The sequence below is a fragment of the uncultured Streptomyces sp. genome (genome assembly GCF_947488945.1).
GTDB lineage: Bacteria > Actinomycetota > Actinomycetes > Streptomycetales > Streptomycetaceae > Streptomyces.
The window spans coordinates 145,382-167,145 of record NZ_CANLBS010000009.1; the positions used below are offsets into that span (position 1 = coordinate 145,382).

The 21,764-nt window shown below is 74.0% G+C and carries 19 protein-coding genes; 8 read left to right on the plus strand and 11 right to left on the minus strand.

The annotated features are described in order from the left end of the window. Positions 1-7: 7 nt before the first annotated feature. Complete coding sequence (locus Q0994_RS16715) at positions 8-1,000, plus strand: GlxA family transcriptional regulator (protein ID WP_299535231.1); 993 nt, start codon at positions 8-10, stop codon at positions 998-1,000. Between the two features lie 175 nt (positions 1,001-1,175). Here the strand turns inward: Q0994_RS16715 and Q0994_RS16720 are convergent, their stop codons facing one another. The 3 genes from Q0994_RS16720 to Q0994_RS16730 form a co-directional block, all read right to left on the minus strand. Then, positions 1,176-1,670: an ATP-binding protein gene (locus tag Q0994_RS16720; protein ID WP_299535234.1), complete on the minus strand. Its 495-nt coding sequence runs from the start codon at positions 1,668-1,670 to the stop codon at positions 1,176-1,178. A gap of 540 nt (positions 1,671-2,210) precedes the next feature. Next, positions 2,211-2,732, minus strand: a complete 522-nt coding sequence (locus tag Q0994_RS16725) for an EF-hand domain-containing protein (protein ID WP_299535237.1) — start codon at positions 2,730-2,732, stop codon at positions 2,211-2,213. Positions 2,733-2,836: 104 nt separating this feature from the next. Further along, on the minus strand, positions 2,837-3,211 hold the full coding sequence (locus Q0994_RS16730; protein ID WP_299535240.1) for an STAS domain-containing protein: 375 nt from the start codon (positions 3,209-3,211) through the stop codon (positions 2,837-2,839). Between the two features lie 465 nt (positions 3,212-3,676). Between Q0994_RS16730 and Q0994_RS16735 the strand changes: the two genes are divergently transcribed. Beyond that, positions 3,677-4,270, plus strand: a complete 594-nt coding sequence (locus tag Q0994_RS16735) for an RNA polymerase sigma factor (RefSeq protein WP_299535243.1) — start codon at positions 3,677-3,679, stop codon at positions 4,268-4,270. Further along, positions 4,267-5,724: a maleylpyruvate isomerase N-terminal domain-containing protein gene (locus Q0994_RS16740; RefSeq protein ID WP_299535245.1), complete on the plus strand. Its 1,458-nt coding sequence runs from the start codon at positions 4,267-4,269 to the stop codon at positions 5,722-5,724. The genes Q0994_RS16735 and Q0994_RS16740 overlap by 4 nt, the downstream gene beginning before the upstream one ends. Positions 5,725-5,781: 57 nt before the next feature. On the opposite strand, the gene purU is transcribed toward Q0994_RS16740, so the two are convergent. Both purU and Q0994_RS16750 read right to left on the minus strand, forming a co-directional pair. Then, positions 5,782-6,681: a formyltetrahydrofolate deformylase gene (gene purU / locus Q0994_RS16745; protein ID WP_299535247.1), complete on the minus strand. Its 900-nt coding sequence runs from the start codon at positions 6,679-6,681 to the stop codon at positions 5,782-5,784. Positions 6,682-6,801: 120 nt separating this feature from the next. After that, a complete protein-coding gene (locus Q0994_RS16750; RefSeq protein WP_299535734.1) occupies positions 6,802-7,248 on the minus strand; it encodes an SCO4402 family protein in 447 nt (148 codons plus the stop codon). Positions 7,249-7,422: 174 nt separating this feature from the next. Between Q0994_RS16750 and Q0994_RS16755 the strand changes: the two genes are divergently transcribed. After that, the gene (locus Q0994_RS16755; protein WP_299535249.1) at positions 7,423-8,709 is read left to right on the plus strand and encodes an ABC transporter substrate-binding protein; all 1,287 of its coding nucleotides are present in this window, start codon (positions 7,423-7,425) and stop codon (positions 8,707-8,709) included. Positions 8,710-8,788: 79 nt separating this feature from the next. Here Q0994_RS16755 and Q0994_RS16760 read toward each other — a convergent pair whose 3' ends face one another. Both Q0994_RS16760 and Q0994_RS16765 read right to left on the minus strand, forming a co-directional pair. Then, complete coding sequence (locus Q0994_RS16760; protein WP_299535252.1) at positions 8,789-10,336, minus strand: hypothetical protein; 1,548 nt, start codon at positions 10,334-10,336, stop codon at positions 8,789-8,791. 339 nt (positions 10,337-10,675) lie between these two features. Further along, positions 10,676-12,058, minus strand: coding sequence for a transcriptional regulator (locus Q0994_RS16765; RefSeq protein WP_299535254.1), 1,383 nt, complete (start codon positions 12,056-12,058; stop codon positions 10,676-10,678). A gap of 400 nt (positions 12,059-12,458) precedes the next feature. Here Q0994_RS16765 and Q0994_RS16770 point away from each other — a divergent pair, with 400 nt between their 5' ends. The 3 genes from Q0994_RS16770 to Q0994_RS16780 are packed head-to-tail and all read left to right on the plus strand — an operon-like array spanning position 12,459 to position 15,689. Further along, positions 12,459-13,145 carry a bifunctional DNA primase/polymerase gene (locus Q0994_RS16770; RefSeq protein ID WP_299535257.1) on the plus strand — a complete coding sequence of 229 codons (687 nt, stop codon included), beginning with the start codon at positions 12,459-12,461 and terminating at the stop codon, positions 13,143-13,145. A gap of 37 nt (positions 13,146-13,182) precedes the next feature. Further along, complete coding sequence (locus tag Q0994_RS16775) at positions 13,183-14,028, plus strand: ABC transporter ATP-binding protein (protein ID WP_299535260.1); 846 nt, start codon at positions 13,183-13,185, stop codon at positions 14,026-14,028. Continuing rightward, on the plus strand, positions 14,025-15,689 hold the full coding sequence (locus Q0994_RS16780) for a transporter (protein WP_299535262.1): 1,665 nt from the start codon (positions 14,025-14,027) through the stop codon (positions 15,687-15,689). Before Q0994_RS16775 ends, Q0994_RS16780 begins: the two co-directional genes overlap by 4 nt. A 167-nt stretch (positions 15,690-15,856) precedes the next feature. Here the strand turns inward: Q0994_RS16780 and Q0994_RS16785 are convergent, their stop codons facing one another. Both Q0994_RS16785 and Q0994_RS16790 read right to left on the minus strand, forming a co-directional pair. Further along, positions 15,857-16,723: an alpha/beta fold hydrolase gene (locus Q0994_RS16785; protein ID WP_299535736.1), complete on the minus strand. Its 867-nt coding sequence runs from the start codon at positions 16,721-16,723 to the stop codon at positions 15,857-15,859. Positions 16,724-17,348: 625 nt separating this feature from the next. Then, positions 17,349-18,041 (minus strand): metal-dependent transcriptional regulator, encoded by a 693-nt coding sequence (locus Q0994_RS16790; protein WP_299535264.1) that lies wholly within the window; start codon positions 18,039-18,041, stop codon positions 17,349-17,351. Between the two features lie 206 nt (positions 18,042-18,247). Between Q0994_RS16790 and Q0994_RS16795 the strand changes: the two genes are divergently transcribed. After that, a complete protein-coding gene (locus Q0994_RS16795) occupies positions 18,248-19,003 on the plus strand; it encodes an SIS domain-containing protein (protein WP_299535266.1) in 756 nt (251 codons plus the stop codon). A gap of 142 nt (positions 19,004-19,145) precedes the next feature. Here Q0994_RS16795 and Q0994_RS16800 read toward each other — a convergent pair whose 3' ends face one another. Beyond that, entirely contained in the window at positions 19,146-20,507 is a 1,362-nt protein-coding gene (locus Q0994_RS16800; protein WP_299535268.1) for a PAS domain-containing protein, read from the minus strand. Positions 20,508-20,921: 414 nt separating this feature from the next. Next, a complete protein-coding gene (locus Q0994_RS16805; RefSeq protein ID WP_299535269.1) occupies positions 20,922-21,707 on the minus strand; it encodes an SDR family oxidoreductase in 786 nt (261 codons plus the stop codon). Positions 21,708-21,764 lie beyond the last annotated feature (57 nt).

The window sequence follows — 21,764 nt, forward strand, 5'->3', positions numbered from 1 at the left end:
AGTAGTCATGCCGCACCGTGTGGTGGTTCTCGCCCTGGACGGGGTCATACCGTTCGAACTGGGCATCCCTCAGCGCATATTCGGCCGTTCCCTGAGCCGCGAGCCCCTGAACCGGGGCGAGAAGCTGTACGACGTGGTGACCTGCTCGGTGCGGCCGCCGGGGCCGGTGCTCACCGACGCGGACTTCTCCGTCGTGGTGGAGCACGGTCCCGAGGTACTGGCCACGGCCGACACCGTCGTCGTCCCGGCCTCCTACGAACTGGGTCCGGTCCACGAACAGGGCGTCCTCACCGAGGAACTGGCCGCCGCGTTCGCGCACGTGCGCCCCGGTACCCGGCTGGTCTCGATCTGCACCGGCGGTTACGTGCTGGCCGCCGCGGGCTTCCTGGACGGTCGGCCGGCCACCACCCACTGGGCGTCCGCCGACCACTTCCAGCGGCTGTTCCCACGGGTCCGGGTCGATCCCGACGTGCTCTTCGTCGACGACGGGGACGTGCTGACCTCCGCCGGGGTGGCCGCCGGGATCGACCTGTGCCTGCACATCGTGCGGCGCGACCACGGGACGGCGGTGGCCAACGAGGTCGCCCGGCGCACGGTCGTGCCCCCGCACCGCGACGGCGGGCAGGCGCAGTACATCGAACGCCCTTTGCCGGAGCCGGGGTTGGCGAGCACCGTGGCGGCCAGGACCTGGGCGCTCGGGCGGCTGGGCGAGCCGATCCCGCTGCGCGACATGGCCCGGCGGGAGGCGATGAGCGTGCGGACCTTCACCCGGAGGTTCCGCGAGGAGGTCGGCGTGAGCCCGGGGCAGTGGCTCACCCTGCAGCGGGTCGAACGGGCCCGCCGACTGCTGGAATCGACCGGGCTCTCGGTCGACCAGGTCGCCCGGGACGCGGGCTTCCGCACGGCGACCTCGCTGCGGCAGCACTTCCGGGCGGCGGTGGGGGTGACGCCGACCGTGTACCGCAAGACGTTCCGGGCCACGGCGGGTGACCGCGCCTGACGTTGTGGTGTCGGCGTACACCACGGCTTCGGTCCGACGGCGTACGGCGGCGCGGCGCACCCGGACACAGCGGCGCGGCGCACCCGGACACGGCGGTGCGGCGCACCCGGACCGGACCGGTGGCCTCTCAAACGCACGACGGCCCGGTCCGTGCGGACCGGGCCCCGAGTCGGCGTCAGCCCAGTTCGGTCAGGGTGTCCGAATAGACCAGGGCGGCTTCACCGGTGCACGGGAGTTCCGTGACCGGCGGCACGGCGCCCGGACCGCACCGGTCCACCTCGCACCAGATCTGCTTGCCCTCGCCCTCGGGCTGCCACCCCCACCGGTCGGCGAGCCCGTCGACCAGTTCGAGTCCGCGGCCGTTGGTGTCGTCGCCCTCGGCGTGCCGCTGCTGCGGCGGGCGCCCGCTCGCGTCCGCCACCTCCACGCGGACCGTGCCGGCCGCCCCGGTCGCGCCCGCGGAGCCGAAGAGCATCCGCAGCACCGCCGGGCAGCCCGTGTGGACCACGGCATTGGTGACGAGTTCCGAGATCAGCAGAATCAGCGTCTCGGCAAGCGGCTCGTCGTCTCCTATACCGGACCCGACCAGGCGGGACCGCGCCCATCTGCGGGCCCGTCCCACCTCCGCGGGATCCGGCCCGACCTCAAGCTGAACCTGAAGCACCTGCACCGCTCACACCATCCGAACCGGCGGACACATCGCCTCGCGCCTCCTCAGGGTCACGGAACGTGATTCCCTTGCGCGACAGCATGGTTGACGTACAGTCACCGCAACAAGCGCTTCGGGCATATTCCAGCGCGAAGGAGTACGCGTGCGGCATACTGTGCGACGCACGTTGCGGGGAGTCGAACTGGAGCGCGTACGGGGGTCGGAAACCGTCTCCCGAGCCGTTCCGGCGCAGCTCCGTGAAGCGCGGGCGGCGCACCGGTCCACGACCGGAGAGGCCGTCCTGACCGCCTCCGGAGCTTCCGGTTCCTGAACCACTCGCATCCCAGGCAGCGTACCCGAGGGCGTCCGCGACTCCGTCCGGTGACGAAGACGGCGAAGCCCACGCCCACCCGCATCCGGCCCGGCTGCGGTGCGTCACCGCACGCCAGAGGGTCCGCGGCGGCCGCCGCGGCCGCCCGTCCCCGGACATCTGCCCGAAGAGGTACCGCTGCCGCCCGCCGCCCGGTCCGGGCGGCGGGCGGCGCCCTCACGCCGTCGCTGTCAGGCGTCCGGTTCGATGACGGTGAAGAAGGCGGCGAACGCGGCCACCGCGTCCTCCTCGGCGATCCGGCCGTCCCGGTCGGTGTCCAGCCCCCGCGCCGCCGCCCGCGCGGCGTCGTCGTCGGCGCCGAGCGCCCGCAGCGCCCGCGCCACTTCCTCGACCCCGGGCGTACCACCGCCCTCGCCGTCGGCCAGTTCGAGTGCCGCGCGGAGGAAGGGGCGGGCGATCTCGGCGAACCGCTCGGGGTTGTCGCGCAGCCGCTTCACGGCCCCGCCGGCGAACTCCTCCCGGCTGACGCGCTGGTCCCCGTCGACGTCCGCGATGCCCGCCATGCCCTGCCAGAAGGCCTCCGCCCCCGTGTAGAGCGCCTGCCCCTTGTCACAGCGGGCCGTGGTGGAGAACTCCGCGAGGAGCCGGGCGGCGGCGGCGTTGAAGTCGACCCGATCGATGAAACCGCTGCCGTCCTGGTCGAAGGCGGCGAAGCGGTGCGCGATCTTGCGCTCGTATTCTGCGCTGTCCATGCGGGGAGCGTACGACGCCCGGACGGGCCACGTGTCACCAACGCACTCCCACCGTGTGACGATCTCGTCCTGACCGGCGCGCCCGCGCCGGTCAGGACCGCCGGTCAGGCGGGAAGGGGCTGGGCCCGCTCGTCCACGGCCGCCTCGGCGTCGGCGAAGACCTCGAACAGTCGACGCACCCCGAGCGCCGCGAGCACCTTGTTGACGTGCGAACCGTCCTCGGCGCCGCGGGCCGGCAGGATCAGCCGGAGCCGTCCTCCGCAGGACTTCATGAGGCGGCGGGAGGCGATGAGCACGCCGACTCCGCTGGAGTCGCAGAAGAGGACCTCCGACAGGTCCAGCACGACCTGGTGCTGCCCCTCGGCCACCGCCCCGTGCACGGACTGGCGCACGACGGGTGAGGTCACCAGGTCGAGTTCGCCGCGTATCCGGAGCACGGTCCAGGAACCCTGCTCCGACTCGTCCACCTTCAGCGTCACGCGACCGGGCCTCTCGTTCCGGGGGCTTCCGTCGAACCGGGGCCGACCGCCCGCCAGGGCCGTCGGCTCCGCACCGTGCCCGTCCGGGCCGCGATGCCGTGTCACCGCTCCGGCACCTCGTCGGCGCGCGGGCGGCCCGCCCGCGCCGAGCGGGTCCGACCCCTCGGCACGGAAACGAACGGCACGGATGCGGAAGTTTCCGTTCCTCCTTGCGGCTGCCCTGCCGCTCCCCCATGAAACACCCGACCACCCGTCGGCCGACAGGTGGGTTCATACAGAAATGATCAGTTCGGATCTGTTTACCCGGTCAACCGGGCGTGGGGGGCGACGTTCCCCTATCATCCGCGACGGCCCGGCGGGCGGAGTTGCCGCAAAGGTTCGTCATCGTCCGGGGCCCCCGACTACATTCGGGTGGCACGGGGACGGCGAGGACATACGGGGCACGGAGCACGGGCTGGGGGAAGCATGGCGAAGGACACGCCGCCCCGCTGGGACCGCAGGATGCAGCAACGGCTGTCACGCGGTGAGGCGGCGGCGCTGGGCGAGCTGTACGACCGGTTCGCCTCGCTCGTCCACAGCCAGGCCCACCGGGTGCTGGACGACGAGGACGCCGCGGACCTGGTGACCCGCGAGGTCTTCACCCACGTCTGGGAGCACCCGGAGACCTACGACCCCCGTCAGGGCTCGATGCGCTCCTGGGTGGCGCACCTCGCGCTCCGGGGCGCGGTACGGCGGCTGCGGGCCGCCGAGGCCGACGCGTACGCCGACGAGCACGGCGAGGACGCCCCGCCCGACCCGGACGGGCTGGAGGAGCGGGTGCGCAGGGCGACCGCGGCGGCCCGCGCCGACTACATCGTGGCCGCCATGCCCGTGCCGCTGCGCAAGGCCCTGGAGCTCGCCTACGTGCAGCGCCGGGACTACCGCCAGACCGCCGCCGACCTCGAGGTCACCGAGGACGAGGCGCGCAGGCGGCTGCGGCTCGGTCTCCAACTGCTCTCCACGGCCAACACCCGTCCGATGGAGGGCTTCTCCACGGCGGGTTACGGGCGGACGCTGTGACCGGAGGGGACGACGGCGGGAACGGCGGGGACGGCGAGGACGAGGTGCGGCACGTCAGGCACATACCCGGCCCGCGGACCCCGGCGGACGACCTCGACCTGGACGGGACGCCCCGGCCGGTGATCCGGTCGGACCTGGCCGACCTGACGGCGCTGCCGACCGCGCGGGACGCGGGCGACGAGGCCGCCACCGGGACCGAAGGGGCCGGTACCGGGCCGTGCGAGGACGGCGACACCGTCGCCGACACCCACGCGGACGGGGACGCGGACGGGGCGGGATCCGCCCCCTCACGGGCGGAGGACGCACGGACGGCGAAGGGGCCGGCCAGGGTCCCCGCGCAGGGGGCCGGCCCGAAGCTGACCCACACCGTGCTCAAGTCGCTGCTGGGCGCCTGGGCCCTGTCGGCCTGCTCCGCCGAGGAGAGCGCGGCGGTGGAAGCCCATCTCGACGGCTGCCACGGCTGCGCCGAGGAGGGCCGGCGGCTGCGGGACGCGGTGGGGCTGCTGCACACCGACCGGTCGCTGGATCTGGACCCGATGCTGCGCTCCCGCGTCATCGAGGGATGCCTGGAGCGCCGTCCGGCGCGCATCCCCGTACCGGAGTGGGCCGCCCCGTACGACGCGGAGACCGCCCGGCTGGACGCGCTGCTGCGGGACATCGGCCCGTCCGAGTGGCACGCCCCGGTGCGGCTGCGGTGGTTCCAGGACGAGCGCCAGGTCAGCCGCAAGACCACGGTCGCCGGGGTGATCAGCCACCTGATGGCCGTCGACGGGCTGGTCGCGGTGGCGCTGGACCTGGACGATCCGCTCGGCCCCGACGGACGGGAGCTGTCGCCGGTGGCGCGGACGGAGGCCCTCTGGTCGGCCGGCCGTCGCCCGCCGACCCGGGCGGTGCGCGAACCGTGGCGGGAGCAGAACCACGCGCTGATCCGCACCGTGTCGTTCGCCGGGCGGGGCGTGGAGAACCAGTCGGTCAGCTACGGCGACCTGGCTCTGCCGATGCGGGACTCGCTGCTGGACCGGGCCTTCGAGTGCTGGGTGCACGGCTGGGACATCGCGGAGGCGGTGGACTACCCGTACGCGCAGCCTTCGTCGGGGCACCTGCACCGGATGATCGACCTGGCGGTGCGGCAGGTGCCGGGCGCGCTGGCCAATCGCCGCCGGGCCGGACTGGCGTCACCGGCGAAGCAACTGGTCGCGGCGGGTTCACCGGGCCGCTCGCTCCATCTGGAGGTGGAGGGCTGGGGCGGCGGCGACTGGTACATCCCGCTGGACTCCCCCGCCGCCCTCGGCTCGCGGGACCACGTGGAGGCGCACATCGCGGTGGACGCCGCGGAGTTCTGCCAGTTGCTCGCCGGTCATGTGCCGCCCGCCGAGGCGGCGGCCGGGCACGTCGGCGAGCGCGAGGCCATCGCGGACGTGCTCTTCGCGCTCGCCTCGCTCAGCCGGATGTGAGACGGGCCCGGACGCCTCCGCGTGCGACGGAGACGTCCGGGGGGCCGCGCGGTCGCGCTACGCGAAGACCACCGTGCGCCGGCCGTTGAGCAGGATGCGGCGCTCCGCGTGCCACTTGACCGCACGGGCCAGCGCCCGGCACTCCACGTCCCGCCCGAGGGCGACCAGCTGGTCCGGGGTGACGCCGTGGCCGACGCGCTCGACCTCCTGCTCGATGATCGGCCCCTCGTCGAGGTCGGCCGTCACGTAGTGGGCGGTCGCGCCGATCAGCTTCACGCCGCGGGCGTGCGCCTGGTGGTAGGGCTTCGCGCCCTTGAAACTCGGCAGGAACGAGTGGTGGATGTTGATGATCCGCCCGCTGAGCTGCTTGCACAGGTCGTCGGAGAGCACCTGCATGTACCGCGCCAGCACGACGAGTTCGACGTCCTGCTCGCGGACGAGTCGCAGGAGTTCCGCCTCGGCCTCCGCCTTGGTGTCCCTGGTCACCGGGATGTGCCGGAAGGGCACGTCGTACGAGGCGACCAGTTCGGCGAAGTCCGTGTGGTTGGAGACGACCGCGGCGATCTCGACCGGCAGCGCCCCGATGCGGGAGCGGAACAGCAGGTCGTTGAGGCAGTGCCCGAACTTGCTGACCATGAGCACGACGCGCATCCGGTCGGCCGCGCCGTGGATCTGCCAGTCCATCCGGAACGAGTCCCCGACGGCGGCGAAGCTGGCCCGCAGCCGCTCGACCGTGATGTGCGCGGGGGCGGAGAAGTGGACCCGCATGAAGAACAGGCCGGTGTCCCGGTCGCCGAACTGCTGGCTGTCCTCGATGTTGCAGCCCGTCATGAAGAGATAGCTCGACACGGCGTGCACGATGCCCTGTTTGTCGGGGCAGGCCAGGATGAGGACGTACTGCTCGGAGTCGGCGTCCGGGGCGGTGGCGGCGGGGGAGGCGGGCTGCGGCGCGGTCATCCCCGTAGGGTGCCACACCGGCGCCTTGCGGAGCCGCTCCGGCGGGGGCGGCCGGAGCCACCCCGCGGCCCGGGACCGCCCGGCCGGGTCACCCGGACGGAAACCGCCCGGCCGACCGGTTCAGGCCGAACCGGTCATGATCCGCAGGACGTCGAGCGAGCGCGGCGGGACGTCCGGGTCCTCGCCGTCGTTGGTGGCGAGCATCACATGGGCCTGGCGGGCCACATGGACGGCTTCCGGCCAGCTCTCGTGCGCCAGATAGGCCGAGACAGGTGCGTCCGCGCCGACCTGGTGCATGATCCGCAGCACCCGGAGGACCGCCGCGTCCACGGCGGCCGCCTCCGTGGCGTCGCGGAATATGGTGCCGACGTACTTCTCGGCGGACCAGTTGTCGAGCCAGGTGTCCTCGACCAGGCGGTACACGGCGTCGGTGACGTCGCCGTACCCCTCCCGGCCGGCGAGCCAGCACTCGTGGTGGAAGACGGGGTCGGAGAGCATGTGCAGCGCCGAGCGCACGTTGCTGCGCCAGCGCCACCACGGCATGTCGTTGTGCGGCATGCCGCCCATGGTGGGGGAGCGACGGCCCCGACGGGAAGTGTTCTCCGAAGCTTGACTCACGGTCGTCGATCGTACGTTCCCCCTGCGGGCACCCCCGCGCGCCCCCGCAATTCACCTGGATGTCACTGAGCGTCGACCCACGCACACAGCGCCGTTACCCGGCCGGCGGAAACGTTTACGCACATGACCGGACGGCGACGCCCCAGCACTCCCCGCACCCTCACGCTCTTCACGAGTACCGCCGTGGCCGGAGCCCTGCTGACCACCGGCTGCGGGGTGGTCCCCGGCGGTTCCGCGGACGCCGGAGCCCCCGTCACCGTGATGACGTGGGCGCCGCGCGGCGCCGCCGACGACGCGGACGCCCTGTCCAAGTCCGGCGTCACCGCGATGGCCTCCGCCTACGCCCGCTGGGTCGACTCCGAGGGCGGCATCGACGGGCGCGAACTCAAGGTCGTCACCTGCGACGAGAAGGACACCACGGTCGGCGCCGAGAAGTGCGCGCGGCAGGCGGTCGAGCAGGACGTGGCCGCGGTCGTCGGCTCGTACAGCCGGCACGGCCGCTCCTTCCTGGCCCCGCTGGAGGCCGCGGGCATCCCGTACATAGGCGGGTACGGGGCCTCCGACGAGGAGTTCAGCAGCTTCGTCTCCTTCCCCGTCAACGGCGGCCAGTCGTCGCTGCTCGCGGGCAACGGCAAGCAACTGGCGGCCGGCTGCCACCGGGTCGCCCTGGTGCGGCCCGACTCGATCGCCGGGGACGCGATGGCGCCGCTGCTGGACACCAGCCTCGCCGAGGCGCGGCGCGGCGCGGCCACCGACGTGGTGGCGCCCGAGTCAGCGACCTCGTACGACGAGCAGGCCCGGCAGGCGCTCGCGGCGGCGGACGACGACGGGTGCGTGACGGCGGTCCTCGACGACCGCACGCAGACGTTCTTCGACTCCTTCCGCCGGCTGGAACCGGAGGACGGCGGCGTCAGGATCTCCTCGGTGCTCGGCAGCGTCGGGCAGCCGCTCATCGACAGCACCGGCGGCGCGAACAGCCCCTTCGAGGGGGCGTACGTCACCGGCTGGTACCCGGACTCCGGCGACGCGCGCTGGGACCCGATGCGCGAGGTGCTGCGCGCGCACGCCTTCGGGGACAACACCATCGACCCGGCGGACACCGGGGTGCAGACCGCCTGGATCGCCTACACCGTGCTGGCGCAGGCCGTCCGGGCGCTGGACGGGGCGGACGCCACGGCCTCGCGCGTCATGGCGGTGCTGAACAGGGGCCTGTCGGTCGACACCGGCGGCCTCACGCCCACGCTGCGCTGGCGCTACCAGGACATGCTCGGCTCGTCGGCCTACCCCCGGATCGTCAACGGCGAGGTGACGTTCCAAGTGGTGCGCGAGGGACGGCTCGTCGCGCAGAAGCAGGGGTTCGTGGACGTCACGGAGACGCTGTCGAACGCCCGGAGCGCGGCGGGCGGCTGATCCCGCCCGTACGCCGCACGCCCGTCGCCCGGTCCTCCGTCAGGGGGCCGGGCGACGGCCGTGCCGGGAGTTCCGGCCGTCAGAGCTGGGTCGACTGACGGCGGGTGAGGCCGTGACTGTCGGCGATCTTGTTCCAGAGGCCGGATGCCTGGTTCTTGGCCTTGCTGGCGACGCCGCTCTGCTCGGCCGCCTTGCTGGTCTCCTTGGTGTTGGCGGCATGACCGCCCTTGCAGACCTTCTTGCTGGTCTTGGCCTGGACCGCCCACGCGGCGTAGTGGTCGTCGGCCGAGGCGGACGCCTCCCAGGCACGGGTCAGCGACGAGGTGAGCGTCGCGTGGTCCGGCAGCTTGTCGACGGAGATCTCTCCCAGCCGGGTGACCAGGTCGCGGCGCTGCTGGGCGGCGCTCTTGAGGTCGGCGGCGGCTTGGTCGAGGTCCTTGCAGGCTTTGATCTTCTCGACCGCGCCGATCACCATCGAACGGCTGTCGTTGCTGTCGGCGAGCAGCGCGTCGAGCGCGACCGCCTGCGGCTTCGCCGGATCCTCGGCGGGCGTGCCGGAGGACTGCGGGGCGGACGAACTCTGCGACGCCACCGGCTGCTTGTCGTCGGGGTCGTCGTCGCCGCCGCTCATCAGCGCCCCCGCGCCGAGACCGACGACGGCGCAGCCGACGACGACGGCGGCGATCAGCGGGATGTGCGGCGACCGTCGGCGCCGGGGGGCCTCTTCGGGACCGTCGTCGGGGTAGCCGCCCTGGTAGCCCTGGGGCGCGGCGGCGTACGGCTGGGCGGCCTGCGGCGGCAACTGGCCGCCGGGGTAACCCTGCTGGGGCTGCTGCCGGCCGTACGGCTGCTGCGGCGCCTGCCTGCCGTACCCCGTCTGCTGCGGCGGCTGCTGGTGGGCCTGCCGCTGGTCGTACATCGGCATCTGCTGGGTGGCGCCGGACGGGGCCTCGTCGCGGAAGAGGTTGTCGAACTCGGCGGGCGGCTGCCGGTCCTCCGGGCCGCCCGGACGTATCCCGTAGGGGCCGTCGCCGCCCGGCACCGGCGGGATGTACTGCGTCGCGTCCTCCTGGCCGGAGGAGCCGGGCTGCTGCCCCTGGGCGCCCCGGACCGGGGGCATGCCGCCGGGGACGGGCGCGATGTACTGCGTCGCGTCCGCGTCGCCGCCGCCCTGTCCCAGCGGCGCGCCCGCCGGGGCCTCCGGCGGCAGCGGCTGGGCGTACGGGGCCGGCGGCTGCTGCTGGGCGGGCGGCAGCGGCTGTCCCTGCGGGGGGTACGGCTGCTGTCCGCCCTGCTGCTGCGCGCCCTGCCCGTAGGGGTCGGGCTGCTGCCGGCCGTACCCGGACTGCTGGGGCGCGCCCTGCCCGTACGGGTCGGGCTGCTGCTGTCCGTACGGGTCGTAGGCGCCCTGGTCGCCCGAGGGGCCGCCACCGCCCTGCTGGGGGGCGTCCGGGCCCCAGGGCTGCCCCCAGGGACTGCCGCCCGTCGGGGCCGCCTGTCCCGGTGGAGTGGGCCCGGACTGCCCCGGGTGCCAGGGGGCGCCGCCGTCAGAGGGCAGCACGACACCTTCATGGGCGGGCCGTACGGCAGGCAGCTGCCGATCGTCACCCTGTCCGTTCTGCGTCACCGGGACTCCTACGTGTGAACTATGGAATCGTCGGCCCACGCTATCGGGTGGTCCCCCGGCTCCGCCAAGCGCGTGGGCCCGCACACCGCCCCTTCACACCGCCGGGTCCGCCCCGAAGTGCCGCCGGGCGCACCGGATCGCGGCCCCGGGCCGACGGGAACCCGCAGTTCGGGGAGGGCGCACCGGGCTCGACCGGACACGGCCGGGGCACCTGGGACGGCACCGGGCGGGAGCCGGGCGCACGCGCACGCGAGGACCGGCGGCGGCTCCCCCGGACTCCCCGAAAGGCGTGGCACGGCGGCGGGGCGGGCCCGTCGCGGCCCGCCCTCCGGACGTGCGTCAGGCCGCCTGGAGTTCGAGGCGCGCCCCGAACTCGCGGACCGCAGGTTCCTCCCCGTACGGCAGCAGGCGCTGCTGGAGGTCGTCCAGGTACTCCGCGCCGCGACTGGAGCGGACCGTGGCGAGCAGGTCCACCGCCTCCAGACCGGTGTGGCAGGCCGCCTCCACCTCGCGCTGCTGGATCTGCGCCGAGGCGAGCAGCACCAGGCCGATGCCGCGCCTGCGGGCCCGCGTCGCGGGGAGCCCGGACAGCGCCTCCGTCGCCCGGCGGGCCGCCGCGTCCGCCTGGCCCAGGTCCCGGTGGCAGTGGGCCAGTTCGTCCGCGAGGTAGGCCTCGTCGAAGTGGGCGATCCATGCCGGGTCGTCGCCGGTGTCCGCCTCGGCGCGCTCCAGCGCGTCGACCGCCTGGCCGGCCACCGCCTCGCAGGTGCGCGCGTCGCCCAGCAGCGCGTGGCCGCGCGCCTCCGCGGCGTGGAACATGGCCTCCGCCCGGGGGGTGACTCTGCCGCGGGCGCCTTCCTGGGCGGCGCGGGCCAGTTGGGCGATCTCGCGGGGGTTGCCGAGCTGCGCCGCGAGGTGGCTCATCGAGGCGGCCAGCACGTAGCCGCCGTACGCGCGGTCGCCCGCGGCCTGCGCCAGCCGCAGCGCCTGGATGTAGTACCGCTGGGCGAGGCCGGGCTGCCCGGTGTCCACCGCCATGTACCCGGCCAGCTCGGTCATCCGGGCGACCGCGCCGAACAGCTCCCGGCCGACCGCCTCCGTGTACGCGCCCGAAAGCAGTCCGGAGACCACACTGTTGAGGTAGTGCACGAGGACCGGGCGCACGTGCCCGCTGCCGAAGCGGTGGTCGAGGTCGACGAGTGCGGTCGTCATCGCCCGCACCGCCTCGACGTCCGAGGCGCCGACCCGCGCCCCGGAGCCGCGGGCCACGTGCGGGTCCGCGCCGGAGATCAGCCAGTCCCTGCTCGGCTCGACCAGGGCGGACGCGGCGACCGTCGAACCGGTCAGCAGGTCCCGGCGCCCGACGTCGCTGCGCCACAGTTCGCAGACCTGCTCGATGGCCCCGAGCACCGTCGGGGCGAAGCGCAGGCCGACGCCGGAGGCGAGGTTCTTGCCGTTCGCCATCCCGATCTCGTCGATGGTGACGGTGCGTCCGAGCTTGCGGCCGATGGCCTCGGCGATGATCCCGGGCGCCCTGCCGCGTGGCTGCTGGCCGCGGAGCCAGCGGGCGACGGACGTCTTGTCGTAGCGCAGGTCGAGTCCGCGCTCCGCCCCCACCATGTTGACCCGCCTGGCCAGGCCCGCGTTGGAACACGCGGCCTCCTGGATGAGCGTCTGGAGCCTTTCGTTGGGCTGGCGGGCTACGAGCGGCCTGGCTGCCATCTGTCATTCCCCCTGTGAACGGTGCGGACGTGGTGGCTGTCGTGTGCGTCGTGTCTGGTGCGTCGGTACGTGTCTGGTGTGTGCGGCCGGCAGGCGGTGCCGGGCGCGCGGACGGCGGAGGGGAACACTGCCCGTGTGCGGCACGGGCAATGCGCATATTCCTCCGTAATCGGTATGAGCCGAGCGAGCGGTGGTGCTCCCCCGCACTCTGCCCAAAAAGCCCACCCGCCGATCCTGTCGGCCCGCGCGCGTGCACCCCGCACGCCCTGCCTCTGGTTACCCCGCCACGGCGCTCCGCCTCGCGCGCGCCCCCGCCCGTGCCTCCGTGCGCCCCGCGTGCGGGATCGGCGGACCCGACCAAGCTCCCCCCTGCCCGTAACCCCCGGTGACGCCGGGAGTTGTGCGGGACGTGAAAGAGCCCCTCACCCTCAAGGAAGCCGCACCCCTCCCCAGGCAGCGGACGGAACAGCTGATCGACGCCGCCGTGCGCTGCGCGGAGGAACGTCGTTGGGACGTGTTACCCGGCACCTGGCTGGAGACCGTGGGCGGCCGGGAGGTCTGCTCCTGCGGCGACGCCGACTGCGCGCGGCCCGGCGCACACGCCACCACGCCCGACTGGGCGGGCCTGGCGACCGGCAGCGGGCCCGCCGTCCGCCGGATCTGGACCGGCCGGCCCACGTCCTCCGTGCTGCTGCCGACCGGCCGGAGCTTCGACGCCCTGGACGTCACCGAGTCCGCGGGCTTCCTCGCCCTGGCGCGGATGGAGCGGCTGGAGCTGGCCGTGGGGCCGGTCATCCGGACCCCGGACCGGCGCACCCTCTTCCTCGTACTGCCGGGCGGCGCCGCCAAACTCCCCGAACTGGTGGGGAACCTGGGCTGGGACGCCGCCGCGATCGGACTGGCCGGACGGGGCGAGGGCGACTACGTCGCCGCCCCGCCGACGCGCGTCGGCGGACGCGGGGCCGTGCAGTGGGTGCGCAGACCCGCCCCCGCCGACCACCGGCTGCCCGGGGCCGCCGAGCTGGTCGGCCCGCTCGCGTACGCCTGCGCCCGGGAGACGGCGGACGCCCGCGGCCGTCTTTCGTAGGGTGGTCCCCACCGTCGGGGACACGAAAGGCCGCGCCATGCCGGACCGGGCAGTTGCACGAGACGACGCGCAGGACGACCTCAGGGGGGACACGGCCGGCAGGTCGGTGGGGACGGCGCCGCCCGCCGTGCGCGTGCGGGGGCTGTGGAAGCGCTTCGGCGAACAGGTGGCGGTCTCCGGGATCGATCTGGAGCTGCCGGCCGGCCGGTTCATCGGCCTGGTGGGTCCGAACGGCGCCGGCAAGACCACCACCCTGTCGATGGTGACCGGGCTGCTGAGGCCCGACAGGGGCACGGTCGAGATCGGCGGCCACGACGTCTGGACGGACCCGGTCCCGGTGAAGGCGCGGATCGGGGTGCTGCCGGAGGGGCTGCGTCTGTTCGAGCGGCTGTCCGGCCGCGAACTGCTCGCCTACACGGGCCGGTTGCGCGGACTGCCCGGTGCCGAGGTGGACCGGCGGGCCACCCAGCTGCTGGACGTGCTCGACCTCGCGGGCGCGCAGCACAAGCTGGTCGTCGACTACTCCACCGGTATGCGGAAGAAAACCGGTCTGGCCTGCGCCCTGCTCCACAACCCCGAAGTCCTGTTCCTGGACGAGCCGTTCGAGGGGGTGGACCCGGTCTCCGCGCAGACGATCCGCGGCGTCCTGGAGCGGTACACCCGCTCGGGGGCGACGGTCGTCTTCTCCAGCCATGTGATGGAGCTGGTCGAGTCGTTGTGCGACTGGGTGGCGGTGATGGCCGCCGGGCGCATCAAGGCGCACGGCACCCTCGCCGACGTACGCGGCGACGCTCCCTCGTTGCAGGAGGCGTTCCTCGAACTGGTGGGCGCGAGCGGCCGGGACGGCGCGGACGGCCTGGACTGGCTGGGCGGCCCCCGATGAGCGTGCTCGACGCGCCGACCGCGGGATCCGCGCCGAAGGACGGCGGCCGTGGTGACGGTGGGCTCGTCCCGCTCTTCGTCCGGCTCAAGCTGACGCTGCTGCGCAACGGACTGCTCCAGTCCACCGGCCGCCGGGCCGCGTTCATCGGCTCGGCCGCGGTGACCGTGCTCGTCGCGGCGCTCCAGGTGCTGGGACTGGTGCTGCTGCGCGGCCACCAGGACGCGGACACGCTGGTGGTGCTGTTCACCGGGGTGCTGGCGCTGGGCTGGGCGGTGCTCCCGCTGTTCTTCCCCGGCGGGGACGAGACCCTGGACCCGTCGCGGCTGGTGATGCTGCCGCTGCGCCCCGATCCCCTGGTGCGCGCCCTGCTGGCGTCCTCCCTGGTGGGGATCGGCCCGCTGTTCGCCCTCTGCCTGCTGGTCGGTTCGGTCCTCGCCACCGCGCACGGCGCGGCCGCGGTGGTCGCCGGCGTGGTCGCGGTGCCGCTGGCGCTGCTGGTCTGCGTGGCGCTGGCGCGGGCCGTCACCACCGCCAACACCCGCCTGCTGACCTCCCGCAAGGGGCGCGACCTGGCGGTGCTGAGCGGGCTGGTGATCGCTGTGGGCATCCAGTTCGTCAGTTTCGGGGCCCAGCGGCTCGGTCAGGGCGGCGGGTTGGCCGCGCTCGAACCCGTCGCCGGAGTGGTCCGCTGGCTGCCCGCCGCCTCGGCGATCGGCGCGGTCGGTTCGGCCTCCGACGGCGCGTACGGGGCCGCCCTCGCGCAACTGCTCGTCTCGGCGGCGGCGCTGGCCGCCCTGCTGTGGGTCTGGCGGCGGGGGCTGGTGCGGCTGATGACCTCGCCCGACGCGTCGACCCTCGCCGCCTCGGGCCCCGGCCGCACGAAGGCCCGGACCTCCGGAGCGGCGGGCGCCCCGCGGTTCGGCCGGCTGCTGCCGGAGGGGCGCACCCGGACGGTGGTGGGGCGCAGCCTGCGCTACGTGGTCCGGGACCCGAAGACGAAGACGGCCTGGGTGTCGGCGCTGGCGGTCGGATTGATCGTGCCGCTGCTCAACGCCGTGCAGGGCACCGGTTCGGTGTACCTCGCCAGCTTCGCCGCCGGGATGCTCGGCATGCAGATGTACAACCAGTTCGGCCAGGACACCTCGGCGTTCTGGATGGTCGCCCAGACGATCTCCTCGGCCCGCGACGCGTACGTCGAACTCCGGGGCCGGGCGCTGGCGCTGCTGCTGATCACGCTGCCGTTCACCGTGCTGGTGTGCGTCCTGACCGCCGTGGTGATCGGCGACGGGACCACGTTGCCGGGCGCGGTGGGAGTGTCGTTCGCGGTGCTGGGGGCGATGCTCGGCACCGGTGCGCTGGGCTCGGCGCTGTACCCGTACTCGATCCCGCAGGACGGCGCCTTCAAGAACGTGGTGCCCGGCCAGGGCAGCCTCGCCTGGATCTCGATCCTCGGCGGGATGTTCGGGTCCGGGGTGCTGGCGGGTCCGGTGATCGCGCTGACGGTCTGGCTGCACGTGTCGGACCGCCAGGACGCGCTGTGGGCGGTGCTGCCGGCCGGCGCGGTGTACGGCGCGCTGCTGGCATGGGCGGGCCTGCACCTGGCCGCCCGTCGCACGGCGGGCCGGCTGCCGGAGATCCTGGCGGCGGTCAGCAAGGGCTGAGAACCCGCCCGCCCGGCAGCCGACGCCCCGGGTGCACGCCCGCGTACACCCCTCCCCGCGGGCGTATGTCCCCTGCGTACAGGGGCATACGCCCGCCCGGCGCGCGGGCGTGCGCCCCCTGTGCTCAGGGCGCGCCGCCGTGTCGGACCATCAGGGGGCCGGGTGGGTCAGGACTCGTCGTGGAGCTGGTTCAGGAACGGCTCGACGGCCGCCCGCCAGCCGTCCGGCTGGTCGTAGTGGACGAGGTGGCCGGCGTCGGCGACCTCGGCGTACTGGCCCCGGGGCAGCACCCGGACCATCTCCTGGGCCTCGGCCCGGCCGAGCTCGCCGTCGAGTCCGCGCAGCACCAGCGTGGGGCAGCGGACCTGGGCCAGCTCCTCCCAGTGCGCGTCGTAGACCCAGGTGGCGCGGGACAGCAGCATCTGCCGACGGGAGAACACCGGGCGCCAGCCGTCGGCGCGTTCGGCCATCACCTCGGCGTAGAAGGCGCCGCGGGAGGGGTTCGGGCGCTCCACCCACGGGTCGTCCTCGCCGAACCACTTCCGCACGTCGGCAAGGGTCCCGAAGGGCAGCGGCCAGGAGTCGAACCAGTCGCTCCACTCCCGCTGCGAGGCCGCGCCGAGCGCGGAGGCGCGCATGTCGCTGATGACCAGGGCGCGCACCAGGTCCGGGCGCTTGGCGGCGAGCTGCCACCCGGTGAGCGCCCCCATCGCGTGTCCGACGACGACCGCCGGCGCCAGACCGAGCTGTTCGATCGCGGCCTCCACGTCGCTGACGTACGCGTCACGGGTGTACGGGCCGCCGTCCGGCTTCTCGCTGCGCCCGTGGCCCCGCTGGTCGAGCGCGACCGCGCGGTGCCGCTCGGAGAGCCAACGGGCGGTCGGCGCCCAGTGCGAGGCACGGCCCATCAGTCCGTGCAGCAGTAAGACCCCCGGCGCCCGCTCCGTCTCCGCACGCCCCTTGGGCGGATCGGCGAACTCCCAGGCCGCCAGGCGCAGCCCGTCGGTCCCTGCCACATCAATGCGCCGCACCATATGTCCTGGCACCCCCTTCTGTTTCCTCGGACCCCGTGGCACGAGCAGACTATCGAACTCTTATTCGAAAATCGGTGGTCGACACCGCACACCCCTCGTTCGAGTGACGCCGTCCCGGGATTGGCGGCGGACGACACGGGGAGATGTTCTGCGGGGAGCGGGCCGCTCGGGGAAAACCGGCCCGCGGGGACGACCTCGGGAGCTCGGGGCTCCAGGTCGGATCAGGGGAGAACGGACCCCGGCGCCTTCGGGCGCCGGGGTCTTTCCGCTTCCGCGACGGTGCGCGGGCGGTGCGGAGCCGCGCGCGGGTCCGGTGCGCACGCCGTCGGCGGGGCCCGTGCGGGCCGGGCCGGGAACCGGGGGCGCGGGTGGTTTCCAGGTCAGGGGCGTGCGCGGACGCGCGGCAGGCACGTCGGGCCGCACAGGCCTGTTCGACGGGCGCATTACCTGCTCCCCTCCCGGACCGCGCGACCGGAACCGGCCGACGCTCTCAGGTCGTATGCCTGGCCTCAGCCTGGCACGCCCCGCGCCCGACCGCTGCGATTCGGGGCGGAAAACGGAAAGCGGGCGTCACGGTTCGGTTGCCGTCACGCCCGCTGCCCCGGTCCCCTGATCGCCGGACGGGTCAGCGCTTGGCCACGAACACGTGCGAGGCGACCTCCGGGTTCAGCTCGGCGGCCTCGCCGCTCGATCCGACCAGCACCCCGCCGGCCGACTCCGTCACGCTGACCACCGAACCCGGCTGCACGCCGGCCCTGCGGAGCGTGTACATCAACTGCGCGTCCGTCTGGATGGGCTCCCCGATCCGGCGTACGACGACCGTCTTGCCCTCCGTGCCCGGGTCGAGGTCGGCCAGGCTGACCATGCCCTGCTCCAGGAACGGATCGGCCTCGGCCTGCTCCCCGAGCTCTTCGAGGCCCGGGATCGGGTTTCCGTACGGGGACTCCGTCGGGTGGCGCAGCAGCTCCAGCACCCGCCGCTCCACCGCCTCGCTCATCACGTGCTCCCAGCGGCACGCCTCGGCGTGGACCTGCTCCCACTCCAGCCCGATGACGTCGACGAGCAGGCACTCGGCGAGGCGGTGCTTGCGCATGACGCGGGTGGCGAGCGTCCGTCCCTCGTCGGTCAGCTCCAGGTGGCGGTCGCCCGCGACCTGCACCAGACCGTCGCGCTCCATGCGGGCCACCGTCTGGCTGACCGTCGGACCGGACTGGTCCAGCCGTTCGGCGATACGGGCGCGCATGGGGACCACGCCTTCCTCTTCGAGTTCGAGGATGGTGCGGAGATACATCTCCGTGGTGTCGATCAGTCCGGACATTCGTGCCCCTCGATGGCTGTGACGAGAAAACGTCGTTGCGGTGTGCGGCGGTGGCCCTGCACCAATTCTGACGCATCGCGCCGACAACCGTGCCGGGCCGTGGGCGGCCCTCTCCCGAAGAGGCCCCGGCGCCCTTGACAGTGCGCCCGGCCGGACCGCAACGTGAGCGGCGGCACCGCCTCCCACCCCCTGCCGGAAGGGCCCCGATGACCGACAGCACACTGTCCGGCCAGTTCCTCGACGCCGCCATCGGCCTGCTGGCCAGGGTCCGCGACGAGGAGGCCGGGAACATCGCGGCGGCCGGCGCCGCCGTGGCCAAGACGGTCGCGGACGGCGGCAGGCTGTTCGCCTTCGGGGCCGGTCACTCCTCGCTGCCCGCCCAGGACGTCGTCTACCGCGCGGGCGGTCTCGCCCTGATGAACCTGCTGGCGGTGCCCGGCACGCTCGGCGTCGACGTGATGCCCGCCACCCTCGGCTCCGCGCTGGAGCGGGTGACGGGCCTCGCCGCCTCGGTCCTCGACACGTCGCCCGCCAACGCCGGGGACCTGCTGGTGATCATCTCGCTCTCCGGCCGCAACACCCTGCCGGTCGAGATGGCCCGCGAGGCGCGCGCCCGGGGCCTGACCGTGGTCGGCCTGACGTCGGTGGCGTACGCGCGGGAGACCGCCTCCCGCGCGGCGTCGGGCGGGTTCCTGCTGGACCACTGCGACATCGTGCTGGACAGCAAGATCGCCGTCGGTGACGCGGAGCTGACCGCCGACGGCGTCGAGGCGCCGTTCGCCCCGGCCTCCACCGTGGTCACCAGCGCGCTGATGCAGGCGACGATGGCCGCCGCCGCCGAGGCGCTCGTCGCGCGCGGCATCGAGCCCCCGCTGCTGCGCTCGGGCAACGTGGACGGCGGCCACGCGTGGAACGAGCGGGTCATGAAGGAGTACGGCGACCGGATCTTCTACCGGCGCTGAGGTACTGCCGGCGCTGAGGTGGTACTACCGGGGCTGAGGTTCTACCGGCGCTGAGGGGGCCCACGCCGGTCGGGGGCGACGCCCCTTCTGCCCGCCCCGCGGACCCTTCCGCCGACGGCCCCGGTCCGGCCCCGGAACGCCGTCAGTCCCCGTCGTCGGCGTCGGCGCCGGCCGCCGCCACCGCGCCGGCCAGGTCGACCGCCGCGGCGACCCGGAGCGCGGCGCTCTCCGCGTGCTCGGCGTCCTGCCGTTCGAAGGCGGGCCGGTCGGACGTACGCAGGAAGGTGACGACCCCCAGGGTGCGCCCCCGGCTGCGCAGCACCGCGCACAGCGCGTGCGCAGCGTCGCGCGGCCACCGGCGCTCGGCCGCCCACTCCGCCGCCCTGTCCCCGCCGCTCGCCCGGACCGGGGCCAGCCGGTCCAGCGCGTGCAGGGCCGGGTGGCCCGGACCGTAGCGGGCGGGCACCGAGCCGTTGGCCACCGGCAGGCAGGGGCCGGGGGCGTCGGCGGGGGTCGCCGCCGTCCGCACCAGCCGGTCGCCCGCGACCAGGTCGAGCAGCACATGGTCGGCGAAGCCCGCGAGGGTGAAGTCCAGGGTCGCGGTGGCCGCCTCCATCGGGTCCTCGCACTCGGCCGCGGCACGGGCCGCGCGGTGCAACTGGTGGGAGCGGAAGCGGAGCCGGGCCGCGTTCTGCTCGGCGGTCCGCGCCTCGGTGACGTCCTGGAACAGCCAGGCGACGCCCAGCGGTGCGGGCTCCTCGCTCAGCGGCGAGGCCAGCCGGAGGAAGCCGCTGCGCCAGCAGCGCCGCCGCTCGCCCTCCCGTGTGCGCACCGTCACCCACAGCTCGGCGGGGGCGGGCGGCGCCCCGTGCGCGAGGACGTGGTGGAACGCGCCCTCCAGGTCCTCGACCCCTTGGACGACCAGCTCGCCGAGCGGCCGGCCGAGCGGTGAGGTGCGGCCGCCGCCCAGCGCCCGGGCGGCATGCGCGTTGAGGACGGTGGGCCGCAGGTCGGCGTCGACCAGGACCACGCCCCAGGGGCCGTCCCGCAGCAGGGCCGCGCTCAGCGCGATGGACCGCTCCAGGTCGATCTGCGCGTGCAGCTCGCTGAACGCGCAGTACACCCCGGCCGGTGCGCCGTCCGCGCCGGGCACCCCGGCGGACTGGGTCCGCACCAGCACCCGGCCGCCGTCCTTGCGGAGCAGGGCGAACTCGTGGACCTGCCGGCCGGGCGCGTCGCGCGCCGCCATCAACCTGCGGCCCACCTCGTCGGCGTCGGCGGCGCGGGCCGCCCATCCGGCGAAGCCCTTGCGGCCCACCGCTTCGGCGGCGGACCAGCCGAGGATGCGCTCGGCCTCGCGGTTCCAGTGGGTGACGACGCCCTCGGCGTCGAACGCGCAGAGCGCCGCGTCCATCCCGTCGAGCAGCGCGGCGAGCAGTTCGGCCCCCGCGACCGCCCCGGAAGCGGACGCGTCGGCGGTCCCGCTGCCCCTGGAAGCACTCACTCCGGACCCCCCGCGCCACCTGTCGGCCCCGCCTGCCCGCATTGCTGCACGTCAGGACCATTCAACTCGACCGCGGACCGGCGTGCGGGGCGTTCCCGATAAATAGGTTGTCCGACCCGCGCCCTCTTCCTAGAGTGGAGGCACACGTTGAAAGGAGGTGATCCGAAAAGTGCGGTCTTATCGGATTCGTGAGGTGGCTGCGGGCTGACAGCCCGTCGTCGCACGTCCTCGGCGGGCTGTCCGCCGAAAACCCAGCAGTCACCGACCCGCAGGCTCGCCGGTAGATCCGGCCGGCTCCTCCGTGAGGAGGGACCAGAGCCTGCGGGTTTCCGCTTGTCCGGGGGCCGGCGGCCTGTCTGTCCGGGGCCGGTACGCCGCCGGCGGGCGGCACCGCTGACGGAGCGGCCCGGGTGCTCAGTACTGCTCGGACTGTCCGCCGTCGATCGCGACGACGGTGGCGTTGATGAAGCCGGACTCCTCGGAGAGCAGGAACGCGACCAGGCTGCCGACCTCTTCCGGCTTGCCGAACCGCTTCATCGGGTTGACGCTGACGAACGCCTCGCCCGCCTTCTCCCACTCGTCCGCGTCGATCTGCTTCAGCGAGGCCTCGACCATCGGGGTCATGATGGCGCCGGGGGCGATCGCCTTGACCGAGACGCCGAACCGGCCGTACTCGACACCGGAGTTGCGGGTCAGGCCCACGACGCCGTGCTTCGCCGCCGCGTAGCCGGACTGGTTGCCGACGCCCCGGATGCCGCCGACGGAGGCGGTGTTCACCACGGAGCCGGAGCCCTGGTCCCGCATGACGGGGAGCACGTGCTTGAGCCCGAGGAAGACCCCGCGCAGGTTGACCCGGACGACCCGGTCGAACTCGTCGGCCCCGAAGTCCTCGGTGAGGTTCTGCTTGCCCTCGATGCCGGCGTTGTTGAAGAAGCCGTCGATGCGCCCGTACGCCCGGACCGTCTCGGAGACGTACCGTCGCACGTCGTCCTCGGAGCCGACGTCGGCGGTGACGCGCAGTATCTCCGCGCCGGGTACGGCCTTCTCCACCTCGGCCGCCGTGTCCGCGAGCCCTTGCTCGCTGACGTCCACGAGCGCGAGGCGGGCGCCCTCGGACGCGACCCTCAGGGCCGTGGCGCGACCGAGACCGGAACCGCCGCCGGTGATGAGGACGACCTTGCCGCTGAACCGGTCTTCCATGACTGAACCTCCACACTGAGATCTGTACGACTGCCACTTGTTTAGACAGTACGTACA